Annotated in this window: 13 protein-coding genes and 1 tRNA gene; 8 read left to right on the forward strand and 6 right to left on the reverse strand. The window is 52.7% G+C overall.

Translation table 11 applies throughout. The features are described from left to right. The first annotated feature begins 246 nt into the window (after positions 1-246). Together QLG09_RS01475 and QLG09_RS01480 are read left to right on the forward strand one after the other, a co-directional pair. A complete protein-coding gene (locus QLG09_RS01475) occupies positions 247-1,944 on the forward strand; it encodes a sensor histidine kinase (RefSeq protein ID WP_049022635.1) in 1,698 nt (565 codons plus the stop codon). A 13-nt stretch (positions 1,945-1,957) separates the two neighbouring features. Then, positions 1,958-2,689: a LytTR family DNA-binding domain-containing protein gene (locus tag QLG09_RS01480; protein WP_020883103.1), complete on the forward strand. Its 732-nt coding sequence runs from the start codon at positions 1,958-1,960 to the stop codon at positions 2,687-2,689. Between the two features lie 32 nt (positions 2,690-2,721). Here QLG09_RS01480 and glk read toward each other — a convergent pair whose 3' ends face one another. After that, on the reverse strand, positions 2,722-3,687 hold the full coding sequence (gene glk, locus QLG09_RS01485) for a glucokinase (RefSeq protein ID WP_020883102.1): 966 nt from the start codon (positions 3,685-3,687) through the stop codon (positions 2,722-2,724). Between the two features lie 205 nt (positions 3,688-3,892). Here glk and QLG09_RS01490 point away from each other — a divergent pair, with 205 nt between their 5' ends. Next, positions 3,893-5,128, forward strand: a complete 1,236-nt coding sequence (locus QLG09_RS01490; protein ID WP_020883101.1) for an ion channel protein — start codon at positions 3,893-3,895, stop codon at positions 5,126-5,128. Here QLG09_RS01490 and ipdC read toward each other — a convergent pair whose 3' ends face one another. Next, entirely contained in the window at positions 5,129-6,787 is a 1,659-nt protein-coding gene (ipdC, locus tag QLG09_RS01495) for an indolepyruvate decarboxylase (RefSeq protein ID WP_049022634.1), read from the reverse strand. A 184-nt stretch (positions 6,788-6,971) separates the two neighbouring features. Here ipdC and mgrA point away from each other — a divergent pair, with 184 nt between their 5' ends. Together mgrA and QLG09_RS01505 are read left to right on the forward strand one after the other, a co-directional pair. Then, positions 6,972-7,970 carry an L-glyceraldehyde 3-phosphate reductase gene (gene mgrA / locus QLG09_RS01500; protein WP_049022633.1) on the forward strand — a complete coding sequence of 333 codons (999 nt, stop codon included), beginning with the start codon at positions 6,972-6,974 and terminating at the stop codon, positions 7,968-7,970. Between the two features lie 127 nt (positions 7,971-8,097). After that, positions 8,098-8,445, forward strand: a complete 348-nt coding sequence (locus tag QLG09_RS01505; RefSeq protein ID WP_014171067.1) for a DUF2502 domain-containing protein — start codon at positions 8,098-8,100, stop codon at positions 8,443-8,445. A gap of 75 nt (positions 8,446-8,520) precedes the next feature. Here QLG09_RS01505 and QLG09_RS01510 read toward each other — a convergent pair whose 3' ends face one another. After that, positions 8,521-9,759 carry an Nramp family divalent metal transporter gene (locus QLG09_RS01510; RefSeq protein WP_020883097.1) on the reverse strand — a complete coding sequence of 413 codons (1,239 nt, stop codon included), beginning with the start codon at positions 9,757-9,759 and terminating at the stop codon, positions 8,521-8,523. A 350-nt stretch (positions 9,760-10,109) separates the two neighbouring features. On the opposite strand from QLG09_RS01510, the gene QLG09_RS01515 reads away from it, so the two are divergent. Beyond that, entirely contained in the window at positions 10,110-11,297 is a 1,188-nt protein-coding gene (locus tag QLG09_RS01515) for a NupC/NupG family nucleoside CNT transporter (RefSeq protein WP_014171069.1), read from the forward strand. Positions 11,298-11,341: 44 nt separating this feature from the next. Here QLG09_RS01515 and QLG09_RS01520 read toward each other — a convergent pair whose 3' ends face one another. Together QLG09_RS01520 and QLG09_RS01525 are read right to left on the reverse strand one after the other, a co-directional pair. Then, positions 11,342-13,531 (reverse strand): EAL domain-containing protein, encoded by a 2,190-nt coding sequence (locus QLG09_RS01520; RefSeq protein WP_025203504.1) that lies wholly within the window; start codon positions 13,529-13,531, stop codon positions 11,342-11,344. Positions 13,532-13,744: 213 nt separating this feature from the next. Continuing rightward, positions 13,745-13,820: transfer RNA gene (locus QLG09_RS01525), tRNA-Ala, on the reverse strand. 217 nt (positions 13,821-14,037) lie between these two features. On the opposite strand from QLG09_RS01525, the gene QLG09_RS01530 reads away from it, so the two are divergent. Both QLG09_RS01530 and QLG09_RS01535 read left to right on the forward strand, forming a co-directional pair. Continuing rightward, a complete protein-coding gene (locus QLG09_RS01530; RefSeq protein ID WP_014171072.1) occupies positions 14,038-14,400 on the forward strand; it encodes a YfeC-like transcriptional regulator in 363 nt (120 codons plus the stop codon). A 1-nt stretch (position 14,401) separates the two neighbouring features. Next, on the forward strand, positions 14,402-14,794 hold the full coding sequence (locus QLG09_RS01535; protein ID WP_014171073.1) for a YfeC-like transcriptional regulator: 393 nt from the start codon (positions 14,402-14,404) through the stop codon (positions 14,792-14,794). Positions 14,795-14,838: 44 nt separating this feature from the next. Here the strand turns inward: QLG09_RS01535 and gltX are convergent, their stop codons facing one another. Then, positions 14,839-16,254 carry a glutamate--tRNA ligase gene (gene gltX, locus QLG09_RS01540; RefSeq protein ID WP_014171074.1) on the reverse strand — a complete coding sequence of 472 codons (1,416 nt, stop codon included), beginning with the start codon at positions 16,252-16,254 and terminating at the stop codon, positions 14,839-14,841. Between the last annotated feature and the right edge of the window lie 313 nt (positions 16,255-16,567).

Raw genomic sequence — 16,567 nt, forward strand, 5'->3', positions numbered from 1 at the left:
TGCTGCATTGAAAAGCGGAAGCGTCCGAAGTGACAGCCTCTTTCTGATATCTGTTGTGTAACACGATGATATCAAAACCGTTACCTGCTCAGGCGTTATCACAAAAAAATCGGGAGACTTCAGCCCTCTCCTGATCATCCCCTTTGCAAAACAGGGTTTTTCCCCATTTGATAAACCTGACGGATAGCTGGTCAATACGCGCCAGGTTTTTTATCATGGTTCTTTCCCGTTTTCCCTGGTCTACTCGTGCACGAAATATTCAATATGCTGCTGGCAGTTTTTGACCGCGCGGCATTAATGCTGATTTGCCTGTTTTTCCTTATCCGCATTCGCCTGTTCCGCGAGCTTTTGCACAAGTCTGCGCACTCGCCAAAAGAGCTGCTGGCCGTAACGGCTATCTTCTCGCTGTTCGCGTTGTTCAGCACCTGGTCCGGCGTGCCGGTCGAGGGATCGCTGGTTAACGTGCGCATCATTGCCGTTATGTCCGGCGGGATTTTGTTTGGCCCGTGGGTCGGCGTCATCACCGGACTGATTGCCGGTACGCACCGTTACCTGATTGATATCGGTGGCGTGACGGCAATTCCCTGTTTTATTACCAGTATTATTGCCGGGATACTGTCAGGATGGATTAACCGCAAGATCCCGAAAAAGCAGCGCTGGCGCGCCGGGATCATCGCCGGCATGGTGTGCGAAACGCTGACCATGATCCTGGTGGTGGTGTGGGCCCCCACTATCGCACTGGGGCTGGATATCGTTTCGAAAATCGGTATTCCCATGATCCTCGGCAGCGTCTGCATCGGTTTTATCGTGCTGCTGGTACAAAGCGTTGAGGGAGAAAAAGAGGCCAGTGCCGCGCGTCAGGCCAAGCTGGCGCTGGATATCGCCAACAAAACGCTGCCACTCTTCCGCCATGTGAACGCGGAGTCGTTACGTCAGGTCTGCGATATAATCCGCCGCGATATTCATGCCGATGCGGTCGCCATTACCAATAACGACCACGTACTGGCTTACGTCGGCGTCGGGGAACACAATTACCGCGATAATGACGATACCATTAGCCCCACCACCCGACAGGCGATCAACTACGGTAAAATCATCATTAAGAACAATGATGAAGCTCACCGAACGCCGGAAATCCACTCCATGCTGGTGATTCCGCTGTGGGAAAAAGGCGTGGTAACGGGCACACTAAAAATCTACTACTGCCACGCGCACCAGATCACCTCCACGCTTCAGGAGATGGCCATCGGCCTGTCGCAAATTATCTCTACCCAGCTGGAAGTTTCCCGTGCAGAACAGCTGCGCGAGATGGCAAATAAGGCAGAACTGCGCGCGCTTCAGAGCAAAATCAATCCTCATTTTCTGTTTAACGCGCTGAACGCCATCTCGTCCTCCATCCGGATGAATCCGGACACCGCGCGTCAGCTTATATTCAATCTGTCGCGCTACCTGCGCTACAACATTGAACTGAACGATGACGAGCAGATCGACATCAAAAAAGAGCTGTATCAGATCAAGGACTATATCGCGATTGAGCAGGCCCGTTTTGGTGACAAGCTCACGGTGATTTACGATATCGATGAAGAGATCAATTGTGTGATCCCAAGCCTGCTGATCCAGCCGCTGGTGGAAAACGCGATTGTTCACGGCATTCAGCCGTGTAAAGGTAAAGGCGTGGTCACCATCAGCGTAACCGAAAGCGGTAACCGCGTGCGCATTGCCGTGCGCGATACCGGCCACGGTATTGATCCAAAAGTCATTGAGCGCGTGGAGTCTAACGAAATGCCGGGCAATAAAATTGGACTGCTGAACGTGCACCATCGGGTCAAGCTGTTGTTCGGCGATGGACTGCACATTCACCGTCTCGAACCCGGCACCGAAATTGCTTTTTACGTCCCGAATGAACGCTCCCCCGTTCATGCAGCGACATCACTGTTGCCATAGGCCGGAGTAATCAATGAAAGTCATCATCGTGGAAGATGAAATTCTGGCTCAACAGGAGCTGAGCTGGCTTATCAAAACGCACAGCCAGATGGAGATTGTGGGTACCTTTGAGGATGGTCTGGACGTGCTCAAGTTTTTGCAGCATAACCGGGTCGACGCCATTTTTCTGGATATCAACATTCCATCACTGGACGGTGTATTACTGGCGCAAAATATTAATCAGTTTGCTCATAAGCCGTTTATTGTTTTCGTTACCGCCTGGAAAGAGCACGCCGTAGAAGCCTTCGAACTGGAAGCGTTTGACTATATTCTGAAGCCTTACCAGGAATCGCGTATTGTCAGCATGCTGCGAAAGCTGGAAGCCGCATGGCAACAACAGGCCACGCCTGCTAACGCAAGCCCGGCGATACGTGAAAACGACACCATAAATCTGGTCAAGGATGAACGCATCATCGTGACGCCTATCGACGATATCTACTATGCCGAAGCGCACGAGAAGATGACGTTTGTCTATACACGGCGTGAATCGTACGTGATGGCAATGAACATCACCGAGTTTTGCAACAAACTGCCGGCGGCGCACTTTTTCCGCTGCCACCGTTCGTTTTGCGTCAATCTAAACAAGATCCGCGAGATCGAACCGTGGTTTAACAACACCTATATTTTGCGTCTGAAGGATCTTGATTTTCAGGTCCCGGTGAGTCGCAGCAAGGTGAAAGAGTTCCGCCAGCTGATGCATCTGTAAAAATCCCCTCTCCCGCAGGAGAGGGATAGTCGTCAGAGGATTTGACCCAGTACCTGACGCAGGTGCGCGCCCGAGCCAAGCAGGCCAGGGTTATCGTGCACAATCAGGTACACAGGGATGTCCTGCACATAGCTTCTGAAGCGACCTTTGTCTTCAAACGCACCGCGGAAGCCTGAGGCTGTAAAGAAGTCGAGGAAACGCGGTACGATCCCGCCCGCGATGTAGACTCCCCCGAAGGTACCCAGCGTCAGCGCCAGGTTGCCGCCAAACCGTCCCATGATCACACAGAAAAGCGACAGCGCACGGCGACAGTCAATGCAGCTGTCCGCCAGCGCGCGCTCGGTCACATCTTTTGGCTGCAAATTCTCCGGCAGACGGCCGTCTGATTTTACAATCGCCCGGTACAGATTCACCAGACCCGGACCGGAAAGCACGCGCTCGGCGGAGACGTGGCCGATTTCAGCGCGCAGCTCTTCGAGGATAATGCCCTCTTCTTCGCTGTTGGGCGCAAAGTCCACGTGACCGCCCTCACCCGGCAGGCTTACCCAACGCTGGTCGACGTGAACCAGATGTGAAACGCCAAGACCGGTACCGGCACCGTAGACCGCAATCGGCTTACCTTCTACTGGCGCTGTACCGCCAAATTGAATCAGATGCTCTGGCTTCAGCATCGGGATCGCCATGGACACGGCAGTAAAGTCATTGATGATTTCAAGATGCGCAAAACCCAGGTTTTTTTTCATCTCAGCGATGGAAAATGCCCAGACATGGTTGGTCATCGCCACCCAGTCACCGGTAATCGGGCAGGCAATGGCGATACATCCGTCTTCGATGCTCACCTGTTGCTCTTCAAGATAGACCCGAACAACGGCCTCAAGACTTGGATAATCCAGCCCTGAATAGGTTTTCGCCCGGGAAATTTCACCGCTATTTACATCGCATAGGGCAAGGCGAGCATTCGTGCCGCCCACATCGCCTACCAAAGCATACTTTGTCATTCTTCTACTGCTCCGCTAAAGTCAGAATAAATCTTTGGGACACTGTAAGTTCAAGGCGTGATAACAACAACGACCGGAAGGTGAATGCCCGTGGATTATCGATCTTCGTCACAGAATAACTTTACCGTTTCAGCACCTTTTGCACTATTGCCATAAAGCTGATTGTGCAAAGTAACGTAATAGCGTTTTGTACAAGGAAATCATCATGCTCCATCCGCGAGCCAGAACCATGCTCTTACTGGCAATACCGGCGCTGATCATTGGCGTTGCCTCAAGTCTGGTGCTCATTGTCGTGATGAAAGTCGCGTCGGTGTTGCAGGCGATGTTATGGACGGCGCTTCCTGCACAACTGGGCGTCAGCGTGGATTCGCCGGGATGGATCATGTTGATGCTGACGCTCACCGGCGTTGCGGTGGGTCTGGTGATCCGCTTTAGCCCCGGGCACGCCGGGCCGGATCCGGCGCTTGAGCCACTGATCGGTGCGCCCGTTCCCCCCTCGGCGCTGCCGGGGCTGATTATCGCGTTGATCCTGGGTCTGGCGGGCGGTGTCAGCCTTGGTCCTGAACACCCCATCATGGCGGTAAACATTGGTATGGCGGTCTTTCTCGGTTCGCGCATTTTACCCCGGGTCGGTGCGCTGGACTGGACCATCCTCGCCTCTGCAGGCACCATCGGGGCGCTTTTCGGCACGCCCGTTGCCGCCGCCCTTATTTTTTCTCAGACGCTTACCAGCAATAACGACGTCCCGCTCTGGGATAAACTCTTTGCGCCGCTGATGGCCGCTGCGGCTGGTGCGCTCACGACCAGTCTGTTTTTCCATCCTCATTTCTCACTCTCTCTGCCCCACTACGGTCAGATGCATATTGCCGATATTTTCAGCGGTGCCATCGTCGTCGCGATCGCCATTGCACTCGGGATGATTGCGGTATGGTGCCTTCCGCGCCTGCACCGTCTGATGCACCGGCTGAAGCACCCGGTGCTGATTCTGGGGGCGGGTGGTCTGATGCTGGGCGTATTAGGGGCTATCGGCGGAACGGTAACGCTGTTTAAAGGCCTTGATGAAATGCAGCAGTTGGCTTTCAGCCAGGTGTTCAGCGTGTCTGATTACCTGCTGTTTGCGCTGGTTAAACTGGCGGCGCTGGTGGTAGCTGCAGCATGTGGGTTCCGCGGTGGGCGTATCTTCCCGGCGGTGTTTATCGGCGTGGCGCTGGGGCTGATGCTGCATGAGCATGTGGATGCGGTGCCGGCAGCGATAACGGTCTCTTGCTCAATTCTGGGGCTGGTGCTGGTGGTGACGCGCGATGCGTGGCTGAGCCTGTTTATGGCGGCGGTAGTGGTGCCGGATTCAACGCTCTTCCCCCTGCTCTGTATCGTGATGTTGCCCGCCTGGCTCCTGCTGGCGGGCAAACCGATGATGATGGCCTGGCGAAACGACAAGTAATCAGGCGTTATTACGCGCTTCCAGAGCTTTGGTAAGCGCCCCGAGCAGCGGCGGGATATCCGCTTTCGGGAGCATCACCTCAATCAACGAGAGCCGCTCGTGGTGCGCCACTTTTTCAAGTACGTCCGCCAGCTGTTCCGCTTCACTGACCCGCCAGCACTCAGACTGAGGATCGAGGCTCAACGCCTGCGGAATGTGCGTCCAGTTCCACAAAGCAATGTCGTTATACCGCTGCTCCGCCCCGTGGATAGCCCTCTCAACCGTGTAGCCTTCGTTGTTGAGCACCAGAATAATGGGGTGCTGCTTATCACGCAGCATCGAGCCTAGTTCCTGAATGGTGAGCTGGGCCGCGCCATCCCCCGTTAGCACAATCACGCGTCGGTTCGGGCATGCGGTTTGTGCACCAAACGCCGCCGCCAGCGTGTAACCAATCGAGCCCCACAGCGGCTGGACGATAAAATTCACATCAGCCGGTAAACGCAGATCAATCGCACCGAAGGCCGATGTTCCCTGGTCGGCAAGGATAATGTCCCCCGGGCGAATAAAGGTTTGCAACGTTCTCCAGAAATTCTCCTGGGTAAGCGAACCGTCCGGCTGCGGGAAAGGTATTGCGCCGGATGATGACGACATAAGGCCAGCATGCACATGCTGTTTGCAGAGTTCGACCAGCGTCTCAATCGCCTGGTTCATTGGGATGCCGGTAAACCAGACATCCCCGACGCGTGCGGCATGCGGCTGAACTTCAATGGTCTGCGCCGGGGTAAGCTGGTGCGTGAACCCGGCCGTCAGGGTATCGGTAAAACGCGTGCCAACACACAATACCGTGTCAGCCCCTTCAATCGCCTCTTTTACCGCGCCAGTGCTGGCTGAACCACTGTATGTGCCGTAAAAACCCGCCTGACACTCGTCGAATATCCCTTTCCCCATCAGCATGGTGGCATGGGCCATCGGTACCTCTTTCACCCACTTCTGTAGCGCATGCTTCAGGCCATGGCGCAGAACAAGGAAGTCGGCCAGCAGCGCGGTACGTTTGCTCATCGCCAGTTTGTTCTCAGCAGCATCACGGAACGCTTTCAGGCAGGCGCTATCGGCATGAGCCTGCTTATGAGTGAGAGCGTTTACAGGCGGCGTGGCGGCTTTTTTTGCCACATCGGCGGGTAACATCAGATAACCGGGGCGACGTTCCCGAAGCATGGTTGTCAGCACACGGTCGATTTCATAACAGGCATTTTGTTCGGTAAGGACCGCCTGTGCGACGGTGATCGGCTCGCTCATATGATAAAAGTGACGGAACTCCCCATCCCCCAACGTATGATGCAGCAGCTCTCCCCTTTGCTGTGCCGCCGTACCCGGCGCCCCCACAATATGTAAAACCGGGACATGCTCGGCATAGCTGCCGGCAATACCGTTCATGGCACTTAACTCCCCAACGCCGAATGTGGTCAGCAGCGCGGCAAAGCCCTTACATCGGGCGTATCCGTCAGCGGCATAGGATGCGTTCAGCTCATTGGCACAGCCCACCCAACAAATATCCGGGCTGTCTATTACGTGGTCGAGAAACTGCAGGTTATAGTCGCCCGGCACGCCAAACAGATGATCGGCACCACAATCTGTAAGACGGTCCAGCAGGTAATCGGCGACGCAGTATGGGGTTCGCATAACAGGTGTCCTTCTGACGTTGACCTCACTTTGAGTATTAAAGAAGCGTGATGGCTGTCCAGAATTGGTCGTAAGAAGGGCATGGAAAGAATGCTTTACAAAAAAGGCTGCGCTATGCTCTTTTTTTTCATGTAAATGTAAACGTATACACTGATTTTTCCTTTCAGCGCCAGAGGGCATCAGAATGGGTTACCAGCCGGACAAAAATCGTTATCAGACAATGCAGTATCGCCGCTGTGGGCAAAGCGGACTCAGGTTGCCTGCCATCTCACTCGGGTTGTGGCACAATTTTGGCGACGCCACGCTTGTCGAAAACAGCCGTCAACTTTTACAACGCGCGTTCGATCTGGGTATTACGCATTTCGACCTTGCCAATAATTACGGTCCTCCTCCCGGCTCAGCCGAACGTAACTTCGGTCGCATTTTGCAGGAAGATTTCCTGCCATGGCGCGACGAGCTGATCATCTCGACCAAAGCGGGTTATACCATGTGGGATGGCCCCTACGGCGACTGGGGGTCACGCAAATATCTGGTTGCCAGCCTGGATCAAAGCCTGAAGCGTATGGGGCTGGAATATGTGGATATCTTCTATCATCACCGTCCTGACCCACAAACGCCACTGCTGGAAACCATGAAAGCGCTTGACCATGTGGTGCGCCAGGGAAAAGCCCTTTACGTCGGGTTATCAAATTACCCTGCAGAACAGGCCCGCAAGGCTATCGATATCCTGAACGACCTTGGGACGCCGTGTCTGATCCACCAGCCGAAATATTCGATGTTTGAACGTGCGCCAGAGGAAGGCCTGCTGGACGTGCTGCAGGAAAAAGGCGTCGGCTGCATTCCCTTCTCGCCGCTGGCGGGGGGACAGCTGACTAACCGCTACCTGAACGGTATTCCTGCAGACTCGCGTGCGGCAAGCGGCAGTAAGTTCCTTAACCCCGATCAGATCACCGAAGAGAAGCTGGAGAAGGTCCGTCAACTGAACGCGCTGGCGGAAAACCGCGGCCAGAAACTGTCACAGATGGCGCTGGCGTGGATTTTACGCCACGAGTCGGTAACGTCAGTGCTGATTGGGGCCAGTAAAACTGCCCAGATTGACGATGCCGTGGCAATGCTGGAAAACCGCCATTTCTCGGCGGAAGAACTGGCAATCATTGATGAGATCCTGAACAGCTCAAAATAAAATCACTTTTAGCAAAAAGTGCTCTCATTCATGAATTAGGAGTTGAGGCGATGAAACGAGCCTTTACCAACTCGTAATATTGCGTTAACAGGCCCCACAAAGGCCCCGATCGTGAAGGAGAAAGAGTATGTTCAGGTCACTGATTCTTGCAGCGGTATTACTGGCTTCGGCCCCGCTGATCGCCACTGCGGGCGAAATCACCCTGTTGCCATCAGTTAAATTACAAATTGGCGATCGTGACGACTACGGCAGATACTGGGACGGTGGCTACTGGCGCGACCGTGATTACTGGAACCGTCACTATGAGTGGCGCGGCGACCGCTGGCGCAGACATGATAATGGCCTGCATCGCGGCTGGTACAAAAACAACGCCTATGAGCGTGGTTACCGTGAAGGCTGGAACGATCGTGACGACCGCCGCGGTGGCTGGGGTCACGGTGGCAGAGGACACGGTGGTCACGGCCATCATCACTAATGCATCATCACTAATGCATCATCAGTAATGCAAAAAGGAGCCTCCCGGCTCCTTTTTCTTTGGTTCAACGCGATGCTATAACCCCAGAGCAGTGCCGACCAGGAGCCACAGGTTCAACGACACCACTACCGCCACAATGACCCAACCGGTTCGTTTCACCAGCGTGCTGTTCACCAGTTCGCCCATCAGGCTTTTGTCACTGGTAAAGATCAGCAGCGGCACCAGTGCAAGCGCGATACCAAAACTCAGCAGTACCTGGCTCATGACCAGAATTCTCGTGGGATCCAGCCCCATCAGAATCACAACAAAGGAGGGCAGCATGGTCACGGAGCGACGAACCCAAAGCGGAATGTGGAAACGGACAAAGCCCTGCATCACCACCTGCCCTGCCAGCGTCCCCACAACCGTTGACGAGAGACCGGCCGCCACCAGGCTCAGCCCGAATATCGTGGCAGCAGCATGGCTCAGTAACGGCTCCAGCGTAAGGTATGCCTGGTCGAGATCGGCAATACCGGTGTGACCGTTAAAATGGAAAGCGGCGGCAGCGGTCGCCATCATCGCCAGGTTCACAAAACCGGCAATGGTCATGGCGATCGCCACATCCCATTTCGTCGCAGAGTAACGCTCTTTGCGCGTCCCACCGTGCAGGTGCTGTGTCAGCGAGGAATGCAGGTAAATGACATGCGGCATGATGGTTGCGCCCAGCACACCGGCGGCCAGGAACACCGCTTCAGAGGTTGGCAGGCTCGGGATAATCATCCCTTTGCTGAGCTGTGCCAGATTCGGCTGAGAGAAAATCAGTTCGACGATATAGGCCGCCGCCACAAACAGCAGCAGCCCACCGATAACTTTTTCCAGCGGTTTTTGACCGCGACGCTGCAGCATCAGGATCAGGAAAGTGGCAATCCCGGTGAGCACCGCGCCCTGAAGCAGCGAGACGCCGAGGATCAATTTAAAACCAATCGCGGCCCCGATGAATTCGGCGAGGTCAGTTGCCATGGCGATAATTTCCGCCTGAACCCAGTAAAGCCATACCGCCGGACGCGGATAATGATCGCGAATTTGTTCAGCCAGGTTTTTGCCCGTGGCAATCCCCAGCTTCGCGGACAGCATCTGAATCAACATGGCCATCAGGTTAGCCCACACGACCACCCAGAGCAGCTTATAGCCGAAGCTGGCCCCGGCCTGAATATTGGTCGCAAAGTTACCTGGATCGATATAGCCGATGGCAGCAATGAACGCAGGTCCCATTAACGCGAACCGCAACTTGCGCGCTGCTCTGCCACTGCTACCCTCTACGCGACTGTTTGTCATTTCTGCCTCTGGAAATATAGCCTTTGCTATGTTTAATGCTATCAAAATGAGAATGATTATCAAGATCATTTAGTGAGTTTATAGTGATTTCTCTGATAGCTTTGAACAATAGACGGGCGGGTAAGGTGGGGCGATCTAACAAAACCTGCAATCGCGCACGCTTTTGTGAAGACTAGCACACAAACTTAACTTTTCACGCATTTACCTAACATAACAAAAATGTATTGTGGATCACTAATTTTGAGACTCGTCACAGGATGTAACTATAGTGTGTCCTTGATCTCGTTTTCTTTTCGCTTGTTACATAGAATGTGCACGAAAATTAAACCTGCCTCATATTTGGAGCAAATATGGACCGCGTCCTTCATTTTGTCCTGGCACTCGTTGTCGTTACTGCGCTTGCGTTACTGGTCAGCCATGACCGTAAAAAAATCCGCATCCGCTTTGTTGTTCAGCTTCTCGTTATTGAAGTTTTGCTCGCGTGGTTCTTCCTGAACTCCAACGTGGGGCTTGGCTTCGTAAAAGGCTTCTCCGAAATGTTCGAAAAACTGCTCGGATTCGCCAACGAAGGGACGAACTTTGTCTTCGGTAAAATGAACGACGAAGGTCTGGCGTTCTTCTTCCTGAAGGTACTGTGCCCTATCGTCTTCATCTCTGCGCTGATCGGTATTCTGCAACACATTCGTGTTCTGCCCGTCGTTATCCGCGCCATTGGTACCGTACTCTCTAAAGTTAACGGCATGGGTAAACTGGAATCGTTCAACGCCGTCAGCTCCCTGATCCTGGGTCAGTCTGAGAACTTCATCGCCTATAAAGACATCCTCGGTAAGATGTCCCGCAACCGCATGTACACCATGGCAGCCACCGCAATGTCTACCGTCTCCATGTCTATCGTGGGTGCGTATATGACGATGCTGGAACCTAAATACGTGGTTGCCGCGCTGGTCTTGAACATGTTCAGTACCTTTATCGTTCTCTCTCTGATCAACCCGTACCGTGTTGACGAAGGCGAAGAAAACCTGCAGATGGCAAATCTGCATGAAGGTCAGAGCTTCTTCGAAATGCTGGGTGAGTACATTCTGGCTGGTTTCAAAGTGGCGATTATCGTTGCGGCGATGCTGATCGGCTTTATTGCCCTGATTTCTGCTCTGAACGCCCTGTTCGCAGCGGTTCTGGGTATCTCCTTCCAGGGCATTCTGGGCTACATCTTCTACCCGGTTGCCTGGGTGATGGGTGTTCCTGCACATGAAGCGCTGCAGGTAGGCAGTATCATGGCGACTAAACTGGTCTCTAACGAATTCGTTGCGATGATGGATCTGCAGAAAATTGCCAGCACGCTCTCGCCACGCGCGGAAGGCATCCTGTCCGTGTTCCTGGTCTCCTTCGCTAACTTCTCTTCCATCGGTATTATCGCCGGTGCGATTAAAGGTCTGAATGAAGAACAGGGTAACGTGGTTTCTCGCTTCGGGCTGAAGCTGGTTTACGGTTCTACGCTGGTGAGCGTACTGTCTGCCTCTATTGCGGCACTGGTACTGTAACACCTGCAGCGAAATAAAAACCGGGAGCTCAGCTCCCGGTTTTTTTATGTCCGTAATTCATTAAGCGGTTTGGGTTTACCAATCAGGTAACCCTGCAGATAGTCGACCCCGAAGTGAAGCAGCTTCTCCCGCTGTTCCGGCGTTTCAACATACTCGGCCACCACACTCAGTGATTTCGTCTTCGCCAGGTTGCAAATCGACTGCACGATCATCGCATCCATATCATCGGTACAGATATCTTTTACAAAGCACCCGTCAATTTTGATGATGTCCGCCTGCAGACGTCTGAGACGTTCGTAGTTGGCATATCCGGTGCCGAAATCATCAATCGCGATCCGGAAACCGCAGTCCCGCAACTGCTGAATGTTTTTGATACTGCTGCCCGAATTAGAGAAAGCCTGCTCTTCGGTGATCTCAATCACCACCGCCTGTGGTGCTACGCCATAGCGTTCAAAGAGCGAGCAAATCTCGATGGCCACCTCTTTTTGCATCAACGTCAGGGGCATCAGATTGACAGAAAAACGCACTCCGGCATGCGTCGCTGGATGATCGCGCAGCCACACCAGTAATTTTTCCATAACGCACATGTCGAAGCGGTGGCTCAGGTTAAACTGGGCAATCAGCGGTATAAAGCGGTCTGGGGTGATGATCTCGCCCTCGCTTTCCATGCGCGTCAGTATTTCGTAATACCCGCTACCATCTGCCTTCTGGATTGGCTGGGCGTATAAATGAAACTGTCCGGCATCCAAAGCATGTTTAATGCGTGCTAACATCAAAACCCGCTCGGTTGTTTGTCCTGATGCCACCTCGAGGCTATTGGTGAGCGCCAGTACATTATGCGCTCCGCAAGATTGCTCAGCCAGCCAGCTGAGCTGCCCCAGCGTATGGTGTAACTTCTCACCGTTTTCAACCATTCCCCAGGAAGCGCCAAATTCAATATCCAACCCGGTGTTGTTCCAGACAATCTTACGGCTGTTCAGCTGATCGACCATATGCTGCAGGCGCTCAGCGGTTCCCGGCCCCAGCAATACCAGCACCAGTTCGCTGCCCGGGAGCTGGAAAAGCCGCTCATCTTTTTGCAAAAATGGCTGCAGCGAGGTGGTCACCATCCGTTTGCAATGCACCCGCATAAGAATGCCGTAGTGACGACTCAAGAACTCGAGGTTGTCCATTCGCAGACAGCACACTTTGGCATCAGGGTGGTCCTGCAGAAAATCTTCCAGTGCACGAATGTTCGGTAAACCGGTCAGCGGATCGGTTAGCGCCCTGTCCTGCCAGTCCTGCTTCAGCCACTCGCTGCGCTGATAAATCCGCGACATATAGAGCAAACAGATGGCGAAAGAGATAAGGACAGACAAAATAAAGGAGAGCGAATGGCCTGACTCCACGCCATTGAGGAAATTATAGTTATAGGTCAACAGCAGAAGTGCGGATGCCGCCCAGAAAAGAGAAATGAGCGCGTAGCTCAGGCGACTGATCCCTAACGTAAAGAGAATAAAAATCACTGGCATTAAATAGCCCGCAATAATAGGTGACTCAAAAGGAGCACATAAAATTGCGAGGATGACGATTAAAAGCATCAGCCAGACTAATATATATAGCGATTTCTTTTGAAAAAACACGGGCTTCACACTGCGTCGCCAGAAGGTGATGGCATAACGTGGATTAATTATCATTCTTAACGGGTAATAGAACATCATGGTAAATATCAACGCCGCGCAGATCAGACTTTGTATATCGACTACGTTATAAATTGCGGTACCTTCACCGAAGAAGGTTGAGATAGTAACCGGGAAATGGAACAAATAACCTGCCAGGTACATCGACACTTTTATGCCTATCGGTACCATAAAGCCGAGCCAAAATATCCGTAACCCAATATGCTTGTTCGGCACGCAGTAGCGCCAGCGCTTGCCCAGTATGATCCTGAGGATGCCGCACCCCGCAAACACCGAGAACGTCTGACAGAACAATAAAACTGAATATTGTAGCGGTGCTAAATCAATGCTGAATATATTAGTGATAGTAAAACTTAACAGAACAGGAATAACCGCCCGACGCCCAAATACCAGAATAACCGCCAGCATTACGCTTAAAGGCAGCCATGCTAAATATACGTCATGACCATTAACAACAGCGCGCGGAGAGATATAACGGGAGAATGGCACCGCAACCAGGCAAAGCGCCAGGGCAGTTATAAATATCTTTACATTATTGTAAGTTTTTCTATTCATTAAGTTAGATAATCTATTTTCCATTCGTATCATTGACCGGATGGATAATAGGTTTATTAATTGCGCGAATCAAGTTGAAGTCTATTTATAGACCGCTTTATTGATTTTGATTGAGGTGAGGTACAAAAACACCTCTATTTCAGCAACAAATTAGGGTGAAGAGTTTTACAAAAGCATAAAAAAACCCCCGTCTTTCGACGAGGGTTCAAATTTTGGTGGAGCTAAGCGGGATCGAACCGCTGACCTCTTGCATGCCATGCAAGCGCTCTCCCAGCTGAGCTATAGCCCCATCGTAAAGCTGTCATGTTGACGGGCGGCATAATATGAATTCCGCTGCGGAGTGTCAACGGCAAAATCAATGACGGCGGTTCAATCGCCGAAAAATCATGCAAATGAATCACTTTGCGAGTCTGCTCGCAGTCATGAGTTAAGCCTGTCACATTTTCCTCTAAAACGGTGCTATAAAATGAGCCGTTAATTAACCCCACGAATATTCAGGAAATTGCATGATCAAGGAACGAATGACGCCAGAAGAGTTAGCCCTGCTCACTGGCTATAGCCGCCAGACCATCAATAAATGGGTACGCAAAGAGGGTTGGATTACATCGCCAAAACCAGGAGTCCAGGGCGGCAAAGCGCGTCTGGTGCACGTTAATGAAAAAGTGCGTGAGTTTATCCGCAGCGCGCGCCGGGCAAGTGAAACGTCTGAGATACCAGAAAGTGCCAGCCATGATGGCTCGCTTCACTCCCTGCTCCTGACGCTGGCAAATGAAATGACGCCGGAAGAGCAAAGGCAGATGACATCACTGTTACTGCGGGAAGGGATTACCGGATTGTTGCAACGTTTAGGGATACGCGACCAGAACTGATATGAAAAGATTCCGTAGCAAAATGACCACAGAAGAGCTGGCAGAAAATTTGGGTGTTGCACGGCAAACGGTGAACCGCTGGATACGCCAGCAGGGATGGAAAACCGAGGGCGTCAATGGGGTGAAAGGCGGACGTGCACGGCTGATTCACATTGATGCCCGCGTGAAGGAGCACATCATGAGCCTCCCGGCTGTCCGTAACCGTCAGGCGGTGTACCATCTGGCGGAGGTGACATCGTTGTACAGTGACCCCTCCTCTACTTTGCGTCCTGGGATCATCGAGACGCTGGAGAATATGACGCACCTTGAGCAGGAACGTCTGGATGCGTTACTGAAGCGAGAAGGGATACGCGGCTTTCTTGCACGTCTCGGCATTGCTGAATTTAATGCATAAAAAAACGGCAGGTTTCCCTGCCGTTTTTCATGGTTCAGGCGTTATTACTGCTGGTTTTCGCGCTCAGTAATAAAATCCAGCGCCTTGTTAATGCGCGCTACGCTGCGTGATTTACCAATGGCATGAACGGTAACATCAAGTGCCGGAGACTGACCCGCACCGGTGACTGCCACACGCAGTGGCATACCCACTTTGCCCATACCAACTTCCAGCTCATCTGCCGTCGCCTGAATGGCATGATGCACATTCTCGGCAGTCCAGTCAGTCATCGCCGCCAGTTTGTCACGCACCACTTCGAGTGGCTGACGCGCAACCGGACGCAGGTGCTTCTTCGCCGCGTCTGCATCGAACTCGTCAAACTCTTCATAGAAGTAGCGGCAGCTTTCAGCGATCTCTTTCAGCGTTTTGCAACGCTCGCCGAGCAGTTTCACCAGTTCCGCCAGTTCAGGGCCAGTACGAGTATCAATATTTGCCTGCTCAATGTGCCACTGCAGGTATGTCGCCACATATTCCGGCTGCATGGTATTGATGTAGTGGTGGTTCAGCCAGAGCAGCTTATCAGTGTTAAACGCGCTCGCAGATTTGCTCACCGCGCCCAGAGAGAACAGATTGATCATCTCTTCACGGCTAAAGATCTCCTGATCGCCGCTGGACCAGCCCAGACGCACCAGATAGTTCAGAAGCGCTTCCGGCAGATAGCCGTCGTCGCGATACTGCATGACGCTGACCGCACCGTGGCGTTTAGACAGTTTTTTGCCGTCGTCGCCATTGATCATGGACACGTGCGCATAGACCGGAACAGGGGCGTTCAGCGCTTTCAGGATGTTGATTTGACGTGGAGTGTTGTTGATATGGTCTTCGCCACGGATAACATGCGTGATTTCCATATCCCAGTCGTCAACCACAACGCAGAAGTTATAGGTTGGGGAACCGTCGGTGCGGCGGATGATCAAATCGTCCAGCTCCTGGTTGCTGAATTCGATCGGGCCCCGGATCTGGTCGTCAAAAATTACCGAGCCGTCCTGCGGGTTAGCAAAACGCACCACGCACGGTTCATCAGCAGCATGCTCGCTATGGTCATGGCGGCAGCGGCCGTCATAACGCGGTTTTTCACCCTTCGCCATCTGATCTTCACGCAGCGCATCAAGGCGTTCTTTGGAGCAATAGCATTTATACGCTGTACCCGCGACCAGCATCTCATCAATCACGGCGTTGTAGCGGTCAAAACGTTTGGTCTGGAAATACGGGCCTTCGTCCCACTCCAGATTGAGCCAGTTCATACCATCCATAATGGCTTCAATTGCTTCCGGCGTGGAGCGCTCAAGATCGGTGTCTTCAATACGCAGTACGAACTCACCTTTGTTGTGGCGTGCAAAAAGCCAGGAATAGAGAGCGGTACGTGCACCACCGACGTGCAGATAGCCTGTCGGGCTCGGCGCGAAGCGAGTTTTGATTTTCATGAAATGGCCTTACGTTATAAAGATGCCGGCAATCGGCAAATCCTGGGAAAAAAACAATGGGCAATATTCTATCACTGTGGGGGGATTCCTCAATGTTGATCCCTTTATCGTGAGGGAGTTTGCGATTTTTGTTTAGAAATCATGCGTCATCGCCCGTTTCGCGATCGTTTTGTTTAATTTTACGACGAACGAATAAAAACTTTAGAAAATGCGTTGACTCATTTTCAACTCTCCCTATAATGCGACTCCACACAGCGGGGGTGATTAGCTCAGTTGGTAGAGCATCTCCTTTACACGGAGGGGGTCGGCGGTT

It is taken from the genome of Enterobacter sp. V89_11, from assembly GCF_029967775.1.
Taxonomy (GTDB): Bacteria; Pseudomonadota; Gammaproteobacteria; order Enterobacterales; family Enterobacteriaceae; genus Enterobacter; species Enterobacter ludwigii.

What these genes read in the sequence shown, in the direction of transcription:
- QLG09_RS01480 (WP_020883103.1), top strand. Translation starts at nt 1,958, where the DNA reads ATGAAAGTCATCATCGTGGAAGATGAAATTCTGGCTCAACAGGAGCTG.
- glk (WP_020883102.1), bottom strand. Translation starts at nt 3,687, where the DNA reads ATGACAAAGTATGCTTTGGTAGGCGATGTGGGCGGCACGAATGCTCGC.
- QLG09_RS01490 (WP_020883101.1), top strand. Translation starts at nt 3,893, where the DNA reads ATGCTCCATCCGCGAGCCAGAACCATGCTCTTACTGGCAATACCGGCG.
- ipdC (WP_049022634.1), bottom strand. Translation starts at nt 6,787, where the DNA reads ATGCGAACCCCATACTGCGTCGCCGATTACCTGCTGGACCGTCTTACA.
- mgrA (WP_049022633.1), top strand. Translation starts at nt 6,972, where the DNA reads ATGGGTTACCAGCCGGACAAAAATCGTTATCAGACAATGCAGTATCGC.
- QLG09_RS01505 (WP_014171067.1), top strand. Translation starts at nt 8,098, where the DNA reads ATGTTCAGGTCACTGATTCTTGCAGCGGTATTACTGGCTTCGGCCCCG.
- QLG09_RS01510 (WP_020883097.1), bottom strand. Translation starts at nt 9,759, where the DNA reads ATGACAAACAGTCGCGTAGAGGGTAGCAGTGGCAGAGCAGCGCGCAAG.
- QLG09_RS01515 (WP_014171069.1), top strand. Translation starts at nt 10,110, where the DNA reads ATGGACCGCGTCCTTCATTTTGTCCTGGCACTCGTTGTCGTTACTGCG.
- QLG09_RS01520 (WP_025203504.1), bottom strand. Translation starts at nt 13,531, where the DNA reads ATGAATAGAAAAACTTACAATAATGTAAAGATATTTATAACTGCCCTG.
- QLG09_RS01530 (WP_014171072.1), top strand. Translation starts at nt 14,038, where the DNA reads ATGATCAAGGAACGAATGACGCCAGAAGAGTTAGCCCTGCTCACTGGC.
- QLG09_RS01535 (WP_014171073.1), top strand. Translation starts at nt 14,402, where the DNA reads ATGAAAAGATTCCGTAGCAAAATGACCACAGAAGAGCTGGCAGAAAAT.
- gltX (WP_014171074.1), bottom strand. Translation starts at nt 16,254, where the DNA reads ATGAAAATCAAAACTCGCTTCGCGCCGAGCCCGACAGGCTATCTGCAC.